The organism is Neobacillus vireti (genome assembly GCF_036962345.1).
Classification (GTDB): domain Bacteria; phylum Bacillota; class Bacilli; order Bacillales; family Cytobacillaceae; genus Neobacillus; species Neobacillus vireti_A.
Genome location: NZ_JBALNB010000012.1, coordinates 241,329 through 253,479 on the forward strand (window position 1 = coordinate 241,329; position 12,151 = coordinate 253,479).

General features: G+C 38.7%; 10 protein-coding genes. All 10 read left to right on the forward strand.

What is annotated here, in order from left to right:
- The first annotated feature begins 4 nt into the window (after positions 1 to 4).
- Positions 5 to 2,515, forward strand: a complete 2,511-nt coding sequence (locus V7108_RS15675) for a DUF5696 domain-containing protein (protein WP_335568773.1) — start codon at positions 5 to 7, stop codon at positions 2,513 to 2,515.
- Positions 2,508 to 3,473 carry a carbohydrate ABC transporter permease gene (locus V7108_RS15680; protein ID WP_335568774.1) on the forward strand — a complete coding sequence of 322 codons (966 nt, stop codon included), beginning with the start codon at positions 2,508 to 2,510 and terminating at the stop codon, positions 3,471 to 3,473. Before V7108_RS15675 ends, V7108_RS15680 begins: the two co-directional genes overlap by 8 nt.
- A gap of 18 nt (positions 3,474 to 3,491) precedes the next feature.
- A complete protein-coding gene (locus V7108_RS15685) occupies positions 3,492 to 4,460 on the forward strand; it encodes a carbohydrate ABC transporter permease (RefSeq protein WP_335568775.1) in 969 nt (322 codons plus the stop codon).
- A gap of 375 nt (positions 4,461 to 4,835) precedes the next feature.
- The gene (locus V7108_RS15690; protein WP_335568776.1) at positions 4,836 to 6,326 is read left to right on the forward strand and encodes an ABC transporter substrate-binding protein; all 1,491 of its coding nucleotides are present in this window, start codon (positions 4,836 to 4,838) and stop codon (positions 6,324 to 6,326) included.
- A 66-nt stretch (positions 6,327 to 6,392) separates the two neighbouring features.
- On the forward strand, positions 6,393 to 7,091 hold the full coding sequence (locus V7108_RS15695; RefSeq protein ID WP_335568777.1) for a DUF624 domain-containing protein: 699 nt from the start codon (positions 6,393 to 6,395) through the stop codon (positions 7,089 to 7,091).
- A gap of 26 nt (positions 7,092 to 7,117) precedes the next feature.
- Positions 7,118 to 8,059, forward strand: a complete 942-nt coding sequence (locus V7108_RS15700; RefSeq protein WP_335568778.1) for an ABC transporter ATP-binding protein — start codon at positions 7,118 to 7,120, stop codon at positions 8,057 to 8,059.
- 2 nt (positions 8,060 to 8,061) lie between these two features.
- The gene (locus V7108_RS15705; protein ID WP_335568779.1) at positions 8,062 to 8,931 is read left to right on the forward strand and encodes an ABC transporter permease; all 870 of its coding nucleotides are present in this window, start codon (positions 8,062 to 8,064) and stop codon (positions 8,929 to 8,931) included.
- 15 nt (positions 8,932 to 8,946) lie between these two features.
- Positions 8,947 to 10,377: a GldG family protein gene (locus V7108_RS15710; RefSeq protein ID WP_335568780.1), complete on the forward strand. Its 1,431-nt coding sequence runs from the start codon at positions 8,947 to 8,949 to the stop codon at positions 10,375 to 10,377.
- Positions 10,378 to 10,389: 12 nt separating this feature from the next.
- Complete coding sequence (locus V7108_RS15715) at positions 10,390 to 11,724, forward strand: DUF4340 domain-containing protein (RefSeq protein WP_335568781.1); 1,335 nt, start codon at positions 10,390 to 10,392, stop codon at positions 11,722 to 11,724.
- A gap of 34 nt (positions 11,725 to 11,758) precedes the next feature.
- Entirely contained in the window at positions 11,759 to 12,115 is a 357-nt protein-coding gene (locus V7108_RS15720; RefSeq protein WP_420489195.1) for a glyoxalase superfamily protein, read from the forward strand.
- Positions 12,116 to 12,151 lie beyond the last annotated feature (36 nt).

Sequence of the window (12,151 nt, forward strand, 5' to 3'; positions counted from 1 at the left end):
GACATTGCAAAAATACATGATTCTGATACTGGTGTTGGTTCTATCTCTTGCGGCTGCCATCCCGCCCTCTGAAGCTGAAGCATCCGCGACCTCAATACATGAGGCAGCACTGAAGAAACAAGAAATGGTGTTAGTCAGTGAAAATGATGATTTGCAGTTTTATATGAACAAAAAAACAGCTGAGTTTGCGATTGTCACGAAAAAAGCCGATCAAATTTGGTATTCGAACCCCGTCAATGCGGAGTCAGATCCAGTTGCCACCTTAGAAAATAAAGAAAAACTGCGTGCACAACTATCAGTTAGATATCTTAATAAAAAGGTTCAAGAAGGGTTCTTAAACTCGTATACCGATGCAGTGAAAAATAATCAAGTCGAAATAAAGGAAATTGAAAATGGTGTCCGGGTGACATACACGTTGGGGAAAGAAATCGATGGGAATGTCATTCCGAAAAAAATTACTTATGAGCGAATGGAAAAATTCATCTCAAAAATGGATGAAAGGGATCAAAAGGAAGTCCTTCGGTTGTATCAGGAAGATGCTGAAGCGAATGTCTATATTCTACGTTCAAAAGCGCCGAGTTTTAAACAAAAGGCTGCAGAGCCATTATTTGCAGAAGCAGGATATACAACTGACGAATACAACAAGGATATTGAAGAGCATCAGGTAGAAGAAGCAGGAGGCGCCTTTTTTACGGTTCCCGTTGAATATACGCTCGATAAAGATTCCTTTAAAGCTGCGATTGACGGAAGTGGAATTGTCAATGGTGAATCAACTACCTTAACGGATATTAAGCTGCTAGAGTACTTTGGAGCGGCAGACACAAATGAATCTGGCTATGTATTTGTTCCAGATGGTTCTGGTTCACTGATCCATTTTAATAACGGCAAAAACAATGCTACAAGCTATATTGCAAACGTGTTTGGCAAGGATGAGACCCTTCATTATGATACGGACTCTGCCATCAATCACGATCTTGCGATACGCATGCCGGTGTTTGGCGTAAAAAAAGAAAATCAAGCGATGTTTGGTGTCATTAATCAAGGCTCCTCACATGCAAAAATCTATGGAGATGTGGCTGGGAAAACGAACTCCTACAATATAGCTCATGCTGAGTTCACGATTGTTCCTAATGGCAAAAGTACGCTGCAAAACCGGACAGGCAGCGGCGCATTGCAGCTTTATCAAAAAGAGCTCTATAAAGGGAAGTATCAGGTCCAATACTTTTTCCTAGATAGCGATCAAGCTGACTATTCCGGAATGGCACGCCAATATCAAACCTATTTAGAAGAAAATGGTGTATTGAAAAAGACAGAGCAGAAAAAGGATATCCCATTCTATGTAGAAGCATTAGGCGGCATCAATGTCCGGAAGACGTTACTCGGTATTCCATATAACGGGACAGAAGTTTTGACGACCTACGCACAGGTTGAAGAAATGATCAGTAAGGTAAAAGCCAATGATGTTGATAATATCAAATTGATTATGAATGGCTGGTTTAATGGCGGCATTCATCATGAGTTTCCGTCAGAAATCAATGAATTGAAGGGATTAAGCGAGAATAACTTTACCCGCCAATCATTGATTGACTATACAAAGAAGGAAAATATTCCGCTCTATTTCGAAGTAGACTTTGGTCATGTTTACCATGATAAGATGTTTGACGGATTTTCTAAGGATAGCCAAGCAGCAAGGTATTTTGATAATACGATTGCTGCGTTAAAAAGACAGAGTTTGGTGAAGGATGGGCTTGTTCAGCGAAAAAGTTCACTTCATCCTGAACAATACGTTCTAAATTCAGCTGACACGAAGGAGTTAATGAGTGAGTTCCTTCGAAGTGATAAAAACAATACGATTGAGAACGTATCACTTCGAACGATGGTCAATCATCTTTCTTCTAACTTTTCGTCCAATCATCTGATAGACCGGGAAGAAAGCTTGAACCATTATCATTCCGCTTTCGAATACTTAAAAAAACAAAAGCTTGATTTGTTAGGAAGAAATGCGAATAGTTATTCCTTTGGTTATTTAGATGACGTTGTTGAAGCTCCTATGTACTCCAATGAATATACGATTTTGGATGAAACCGTACCATTCTATCAAATGGTACTAAATGGATACGTTGAATATGCCGGAAATCCAATCAATTTAACCGATGATTTTCAAACCAATTATTTGAAGGCTGTAGAGACGGGTGCAGGCCTGTACTTTACTTGGATTTATAACGATAACCATAGGCTGAAGAACACTGGATTTGCTGATTATCATTCCGTTAACTTTGATGCCTGGTTTAATGTGGCAATGGAAAAGTACAAAGAAATGAATGAGAAATTAGCAAATACCCAGAATCAAAGAATCCTTCATCATGATCAGATTTTGGATGATGTTTTTAAAACAAGCTATGAAAATGGTGTCGATGTTTATGTGAATTATCGTGATCAAGCTGTTGAATTAGCCAATGGAGTTAAAGTAGAAGCAAAGGATTTTGCAGTGAAAGGCGGTGGAAGCGGTGAGTAAATCAAATTTGGTTGTTAGTACAAAGACTCAAATAAAGGTAATGAAAAAAAAGAAAAAAAGCTTAACATTAACGCAGCAAAGAGCACTATTTGGCTATTTATTTATTGCACCGTTTTTCGTCGGATTCATTTTGTTGTTCTTAACTCCGTTAATTCAATCATTAACCTTTAGTTTGAGCAAGTTAAGCGTGACTTCTTCCGGCTATCACTTAACCTATATTGGTCTTGAAAACTATGAAAAAGTGCTGAAGGTCAATCCGAACTTTGTACCGTCCTTACTGGCCAATGTGACGGAAATCATTTCACAGGTTCCGGTCATCATTATTTTTAGCTTTTTTGCAGCTAGTTTATTGAATCAAAAATTTAAAGGGAGAGCCTTTGCCCGAGCCATTTTCTTCTTGCCTGTTATTTTAACCTCGGGGATTGTTCTGGCGATTGAAAGTACTGATTTGCTTGTCAATTCTACCCAAGGGGCATCGAAAGAGGAAATTGAAAAATCAACAACGGCTTTGAAATTTCTTCAGTTTAAGCAGTTTCTGTATGCGATTAATATCCCAGGGCCGATTGTCGGCTTTCTGGTGGCAGCCGTGGATCAAATCTACGAAATTGTCATTGCTTCGGGCGTGCAAATCTTAATTTTTTTAGCTGGCTTGCAATCGGTTCCAAAATCATTATATGAAGCCTCCACTATGGACGGAGCCACCGGCTGGGAAAATTTTTGGAAGATTACCTTCCCGATGGTTAGTCCGTTAATAATTGTTAACCTGGTTTATACAATCATTAATACCTTTACAAGTGCTGACAATCAGATTATGTCGCTTGTCCGCCATACAATTTTCAGTCAATCAGAATTTGGAATTGGGTCAGCGATGGCTTGGGTTTATTTAGGTACAGTTGCGATTATTTTAACTGTCTTATCACTCATTGTTCTGAAGTTAACTTCAAGATATAAAACTTGATTTGGAGGTTAAATAGCCATGCAGCTGCAAGCAGTAAGTAAGCATTCCTATGAGGAACGAAAATACTTTTTCAAGAAACAAGTTGGCCGATATTTATGGGCCATCATCAGAGCGGTTATTATTTTTGGGATTTGTTTTATTATTTTACAGCCGCTCCTAACAAAAATCAGTGTGTCTTTTATGTCAGAGAGTGACCTTTACGATGCATCTGTTGTCTATATCTCAAGGGATTTCACTCTGGCAAACTATCAAAATGTGTTTGCGGCAATGGAATATGGAACTGTTTTTTTCCGGACGCTCGGACTGGCCTTACTAACCAGTATTCTGCAACTGATTTCTTGTACGATTGTTGGTTATGGATTTGCCCGTTTTAAATTTCCATTTAAAAATACGTTGTTTATGATTGTCATATTTTGTTTGTTGATTCCGCCACAGACCTTAATGCTTCCGTTGTTCTTCCATTTTCGTTTCTTTGATTTCTTTGGACTTTTTGGATGGATAACAGGAAAAGACGGTATTAATTTACTTGATACTTTATGGCCGTTTATTTTAACCTCTGTTACCGCTCAAGGTTTCAAGAATGGATTATACATCTTCTTAATGAGGCAGTATTTCAGCGGTATGCCGAATGAATTAGAGGAAGCGGCGTATATGGATGGATGTGGTGTGTTTAAAACCTTTTATAAAATCATGCTTCCAAGCGCAGTGCCGATGATGGTAACGATTCTCTTATTCGGATTTGTCTGGCAGTGGACAGATAACTTCTACTCCAATTTATATTTATCCGATTTCAAAGTAATGGCCACCTCGCTTGGAACACTGGCAAGCAAGTCATTTGCGACAGATTTAAGCTTTGTCAGTCCGGCGCTCGTTTCGATGGTGAATAACACAGGAACGATTTTAGTTGTCATCCCGCTATTCATTCTTTATTTCCTTGCACAGCGATATTTTGTCGAGAGTATCGAACGTTCCGGGATTGTTGGCTAAGAAGAATACGACTTTGAGAATTGTCTAGCTTCAGCGCCTAGGGGCTCGGGTCATAAGCTTGTCTAGTTGCGGCTCCTTGGGACTCGAGGAATAAGCCACCCCATGAAGAAGGCAAAAAGCGCCTTCTTGCATGGTTCGTCTTATTCCTTCGTCCCAGGACAGTCGCCTCCACATTTCTGACAATCCGTCGAGAAGGTTAAAGAGCAACCTTCACGCCGGCTCGTCTTATGCCTGTCGCCCCTGGGAAAAAATGAACTGATTTTTTCCTTGGTCAAGGCGCTTCAACTTTTCTATTAAGGGGGTGATTGCCAAGACAGCTAGATGTTTTTTCAGACAAGTTTTTTTATTAATTGACATTTGAAATGGGGGAAAAGTATGAAAAAGTTTGGTCGAGTATTGGCAGGTGCTTCTTTGGCATTGTTATTAGCGGCATGTTCGAGCGAAACAAGCAGTGAGCCGAACAAAGTGGAGAAGAAAGAGGCAGAGAAGCCGAAAGTAGAAGAAAAATATAACAAAGTGGTACCTGTTGAGGAGCTGGAGGATCGTGACTATGGCGGCTTAACCTTTAAATGGGCAGGACCAATGAGAACGATTGACCCTAACGCCAGCGAAGTAAAGGAAAAATGGCTGGAGAGAATTCAAGCACTTGAAAAGAAGTGGAATTTTAAATTTGAATCTGTCGAAATTCCTTATGATAGCATGGTTGGAGATTATATTCGTACGACATTAGCTGGTGACCCTGTTGGGGATATCGTGTATGTTCACGCTTTTAATTACTACCCTGCCTTCCCTGAAAATGGTATCGCATATCCTGTCAGTGATTTAAATGTTGTTGATTTTGATGATCCAAAATGGGTCCAATCAGCAAGAAAAACAAGTGAATATAAAGGGAAAACATATTCCGTTAGACCTGGAACAATGGAAACGGTAATCGTCCGTGATGGTATTTGGTGGAATAAAACACAATTTAAAAATCTAGGTTTGCCAAATCTATATGAAGTATACGAAAGCGGCGAGTGGACTTGGGACAAAATGTTTGAAATTGCTGAAGCAGCAACCAAAGATTTAGATAATGATGGTAAAGTTGATGTGTACGGACTAGGTGCCGACCGTCTTGCCTTCGATTTAATCTATAACAATGGTGCCGAAGCGATAAACAAGACAAAAGACGGTGTTGACGTTAATTTAAATGATCCGAAAATTGTTGAAGCATTAGAGTACTTCCAAAAGGTTCACAAAGACCATAAACGAGTATTCCTGCAGCCGAAAGAAGAAGGCGGTCAGGCAAGTGTCAGAAATGATTTTCGTGATGGAAGAGTTTTAATGGTTGCCCAAGACTGGTGGGTATCAACGAGTGATTTAAATGGCGGCAGAATGAAAGACGAGTATGGGTTTATTCCGTTCCCTGCAGGACCGTCAAATGAAAATCCGGAACAGCCAGTATCAGTAGGTCATGATGATTCAATGGAAATCATGCTGGGTACAGTGGAGAAACCAAAGGAAAAACTAGAAATTTGGGATGAAATCACGAACATCGGTACAGCAGAAGATTGGGAGCGTTGGACAAGAGAAGAGTATGAGACAGGAGCAAATGATGCTGAGTCTGTTGAGTACGCGATGCTGATGCACCAAAACGTTAAAACCAATTTAATTTACGGTTTTGGAGAGCTTAACGGAATTGTCAACAAATTATTCACAGACATTGCTTCAGGGGCTACAACCGTACAAACAGGCCTAGAAGCCGTTGACCCGCAAATCCAGGCAGCATTGAAGGATTTCCGTGATAACGGTGTAGACTTAGGTGTTACAGAAGAAGAAATTGAGCAAACAAAAGAAGAATTGAAGAAAGCAAAAGAAGGCCAGTAATTGACTATTTTAAGCGCCATACACCTCCCTAATGGGGTGTATGGCACTAAGTTAGGGGGCGTTATTATGAATGAAACGAATTATCTGCAGTTCTTTGACGGTAAGCTTTTCAAGGTGATGAACTATATTTACTGGATTTTTATGACCAGTACACTGTTTCTGCTAACGAATATCCTGCTAATCTTTTCCACTTATGCTTTGGTGATGGCAAGTAAGGAAATGCCAATTTCGATTTTCCATTTGATCATTATAGGCATCTTTACCATTCCTGTAGGACCGTCGCTCGCTGCCATGTATGATGTGATGAATAAGATTATACAAAACCAAGAAGTTTCCGTAATCAAGGACTTCTTCAAGGGATATCGCCGTCATTTTCGCCAATCGGTGGGTCTATCTTGTATTCTTGTCTTTTTAACCATCATCACTGTCATGAATTATTTTATTCTTCAGCAATCGCAAGATATGGGCTTTATGCTGCTGCCGCTGCTTGCTGTCATATCGCTGATAATGTGTGTCAGCTTATATACGTTTCAATTTGTTTCGTTAAAAAAATTTACCATGAAAGAGATTGGTAAGCTGTCGTTGTATTTTTCAATCAAGGAGTTTAAAACGACCATAATGATGCTCATCAGTGCAGCTCTATGTATCTATTTGATGCTATTGATCCCAACAGTCACCATCTTTCTGTTTCCAGGAATCTATTGTTTCGTCTCAACCTTTCTTTTGCAAAAAGTAAATAAAAAAATTGTTTCGTCCACCATCTGAAGATTTGATAGGAGAGAGGTAGAACTATGCTTGTGCTAAGAAATGTTTCTAAAGTCTATAAAGGAAAAATTGCGTTACATAATCTATCGCTTTCGATTAATAAAGGTGAGATTGTCGGTATTCTTGGAAGTAATGGTGCCGGTAAATCGACACTCATGAACATCATTACCGGCTATATTTCGATGTCAAGTGGAGATGTATTCATTGATGGGATGAATATCCTTGAAGAGTCTGATTTGATTAAAGAGAAAATTGGCTATTTGCCGGATACGCCCCCGCTCTATGAAGAGATGACCGTAAATGAGTATTTACAATTTGTTGCGAAAATAAAAAAACTTAAAAAAGTAACAAGAGAACACGAAATTAAAACAAAAATAGAAAAATTACATTTAGCCGATGTCCAAAATCGATTGATCAAGAATCTATCTAAAGGATACAAACAAAGAGTGGGTATCGCTCAAGCGATTCTCGGCAACCCGCCATTAATTGTTTTAGATGAGCCCACAGTTGGTCTTGACCCAACAGAATTAATCAATATTCGCAAGGTAATCAAAGAGTTGAGTGAAACATCCTTGGTGTTAATCAGTTCGCACATCTTAAGCGAAATTCATTCCGTCGCCAGCTACCTCGTCGTGATTGAAAATGGAGAAATGGTGAAGGCGGGTCCGATGAATTTACAATCCGGGGAAAGTCACCATCAACGATTGTATATCAGGATCAAAGGTGAGAACGCTGAAATTCAATCGATCCTTCAGAAAGTCGAAGGAATCCTATCGATAGAAGTACAGCCTGAGTCTGAAAAAGAATGCTGTGATTACAGCATATTATATAACCCAACAATTGATATTCGTGAAAAACTTTTTTTGCAGCTGGCAAACTATAGGCTGCCGATTTTAGAAATGAGAACGCAAGAAAACTCGCTTGAGGATTTATTTATGGAATTAATCCTCGAGAAAAAAGGGGTATAGGCATGACCATCATTTTAACGAAAGAATTAAAGGGCTTTTTCATGACTGGGTATGGGACAATGTTTATGGCCATCTATTTGTTTATCTTCGGATTATATTTCACCTTTATGAATGTTTTTCCAAATCCAAACAGTGTCCTAAGCTCGACCATCAACAATATGATTTTTATATTTATCCTAATCTTTCCAATGATTACGATGCGAAGCTTTGCCGAAGAGAAGAAAAACAAAACTGAGCCGCTTATTTTTACTTCGCCCATCCCTTTAAGGAATGTGGTGCTCGGTAAATACTTTGCGGTCATCGTGTTATTCCTGCTGACGATAACGATTACAGGCATTCATGCCGTTACACTTGGTTTCTTTACTGAAAATATCGATGTGAATTCCATCCTCACGTCTTATATCGGTTTTATTCTATTAGGCTCATCCTTTATCGCGATTGGAATTTTCATTTCCATAGTATCGGAAAATCAAATTGTTGCCGGTATTAGCTCATTAGGAGTCAGCATCATTTTATTCACCGTCTCTAGTGTTTCGGAGTTCATTCCAAGAGATTCGTTATCAGGCATGTTTTTCGTTGTCGTTTGTATTCTTGTTTTGAGTGGTATTATCTATTGGCTGCTAAAAAATATTTGGATCACACTGGTTACATTCGTACTTTTACTTGGGGGAACGATGGCGGTTTTCTTTTCACGAAAAATTCTTTTTGAAGGAATCATTCAAAAAACAATTAAACTGCTTTCAGTGACCAACTACAGTAATGAGTATTTTATTGGTGTGATTAGCTTATCTAGTATGGTTTACTATTTATCGATAATTTTCCTCTTTCTATTTTTTTCTTATGTCATTTTAGAAAGAAGAAGATGGAGTTAGGAAGGATGATATGTTGTGATTGCAGATAAAAAAATAGCAGAGCAATTTCATAAACGAAATTTAAAATATGGGAGTCTATCATTAGCGTTTATCGTAGTGGTTATTGCCATCGTAGTCATCGTCAATCTTTTTGCGATTAAGTATGATAAAAAATTCGATTTCACCAATAATAAAGTATTTACTTTATCCGCTGAAACGAAAATGATTTTAAAAGATTTAGAGGACGAAATCACCATCATTGTCCTTGAAAAGGCAGGAAGCGAGCACAGTACGACGGCAAGAATTGTTGAGAAATATCAGGATGCCTCAGGGAACATTACCGTCCAATACATCGATCCAGAGTTAAATCCGAATGTCCTTTATCAGTATGGTGACGATAGTAATCTGACGTTTGGTTCCATCATCGTCGAAAATGGCGGAAAGGTGAAAACGTTAAGTCCGATTGACCTTGTTTCGTTATCAGAGGATCAAAGTAAGGTGAAAGAAATTGCAACAGAGTCAAAAATAACAAGCGCAATCTTAAGTGTGAGTACAGATGGAGAAAGGATCATCTATACTACCGTTGGCCATGGGGAAGGACTATTGAATCATGAGGTTACAACCGCATTAGAAAATGAAAACTATACAATTGAGAAAATTAATTTATTAACCGATTCGCTCGAAGCTTCAGCGGAAAGCATTTTAATGATTCATAGTTTGAAAAAGGATATATCACAAGAAGAAGCAGTGAAAATCAAGGACTATATGAATGCAGGTGGAAAACTCCTTGTGATTGATGATTTGTATGATGCCGACCGAAGTAATTATGAAAATCTACTAAAGCTTAATGGAATTAACATCAATCGTTCAATCGCTTTTGAGAATGAAATGACCCACCGTTTGAATTCTGATAAATACTTGATGATTCCTGCGTTAGGGGAGCATCAAATTGTTGACTCGCTAAAAGCATCAAATTATAAAGCGATCGTTGCTTATGGTCAGCCGATCGAAGTATTAAAGGTAAAAAAAGATGATTTACTGATATCTCCTTTGCTCACCTCATCGAAGGAATCGTACAGTAAGTATCCGGATGTCATTAAAGAAAAACGTAATTTTGACCAGGAAGCAATGGATCCAACCGGTCCTTTTCATCTAGGAGCAGCCATTAGTAAAAAGGAAAATGCAGTAGAGAAGCCATCTATGGTTGTTTATTCCAGTTCGTTCTTCTTAAATGAAAATTTGTTGAAAAGCAGTAATAATGCAAATCTGGACTTGTTTGTGAATAGTGTCAATTGGCTTCAGGAAGGTAGTGAACAAATGCTCATCCGGCCAAAAGATGTTTCAAGCAGTCCGCTGGTCATGAATAATTTTCAGCAAATCATCATATCGATTATGTCTATTTTCTTCCTTCCAATTATCATTGCGATTCCAGGATTCTATTACTGGTATCGAAGACAACGGGCCTAAGGGGTGCGAACGATGAAAAAAAGAAAAATTGCCATTCTATTTTTACTTGCTGCTTGTTTTGGATTAAGTGCGGCCTTTCTCCTGTTATCGAATAACAATGATAATACGAAGCTAGTAGAGGCGAAACAACCGGCCACAATTGAACTTGCAAATCCTGAATCAATCACTGAATTTGCGATTCAGAATGCTAATGGTGTGTTTCAATTTACGAAAAAAGAAGAGCTGCTTTGGGCTGTAAACGGTGAAAGCTTACTAGATAACAAGGCAGATCAAATGCTGGAATGGCTTACAAAAGTAGAAATAAAAAGAACCATCGAGAACAAGAGCGGGGCTTTGGCTGAATTTGGTTTAAACGATGCCAAGACCCAAGTGACAATTTTGACGAAGGACCAGAAAGAAATCACGATTTTTATCGGAAACGAAACCGCAACGAAGGAAGGATATTATTTTAAGAAAGCAGGGGAGGATACGATTTATATTGTTTCTAACGAGGCAGCTCAAATCGTCAGCTTTTCCAATGATACATCCCCACAACAGACATTCTTTCAAGTTAGTTTAGTAAATATTGAGAAGCTGGAATACAGCTCGAAAAGCCAGCAATTTACGATTGCCCGCTTTGGGGAAAAGAAGGATAAAAACTTTAGTGATTACTATATTGAGCAGCCGTTTAAAACGAAACCGCAATTGGATATTTCAGTTCCTGAGTTTCCTGCTTTCATTGAATTTGTGAACGGTGCCATTCCTCTTACCGAAACAGAGGTAAAGAAGGAATTTGGTTTCGCTCAGCCCAACTTAGATGTATGGATCCAAACCATTGATGGCGAAGCAAAACGGATTATTGTCGGGGATGAGGTTGCTGAGGGCAGTAATCGTTATTTTATGAAATTCAACACTTCTAATCATGTATATGAAATGGAGATTGAACAACCTGATCAAATCTTCGGTCTTGATCCTGCTAAGCTGGCGATTCAGGCCCCGGTCTATGCGTTTATCAATAAGATAAAAAAGATTGAAATTGAGCACCAGGATAAGCGGTATGCTTTGAACCTTGAAGATATCAATCAGTATTATGTAAATAACCGAAAAGCAGATAAACAACTCATTAAAGATTTGTACTTGTCTCTATTAGAACTAAAGGCGGATACAAATATTGAGGAAAGAACAACTGGCGATTCCATCTTAACCGTGTCCGTCACCTATGCGGACAATGATGTGACCATGTTGAGCTATCAGGATTTTGATGAGCTTTTTTATTCCATTAGCCAAGATGGTCATACAGAATTTGTCATAGCAAAAGACAAATTCAACCGGGTTTTTGAATTATTGTCTAAGATTCAAATGGAATAATGGAGGTATTTCAGTGGAAAAAACAAATATTCATATGAAAAGTGTAACGCCGATTTTACGCATTTTTGATGTCGAGTTTGCAAAAGATTTTTATTTGAACTTTCTAGGGTTTTCAATAGACTGGGAGCATCGATATGGAGAAAACTTCCCGCTCTATTGTCAGGTGTCCAAAGGAAATTGTATCTTACATTTATCAGAACACTTTGGTGATGCCAGCCCGGGAACGACGCTTAGAATCGAAGTCGAAGGCATTGAACATTTTCATAAAACATTAATTTCGAAAGATTACAAGTATGCCAAACCTGGTCTTGAGATGGCTGATTGGGGCGACGCAGAATTACGTTTAGGCGACCCGTTTGGGAATAAGCTTGTATTCTATGAAAAAAAGTGAAGACGAAGAAGGCTGTCTCCGTTGGGACAGCCTCCT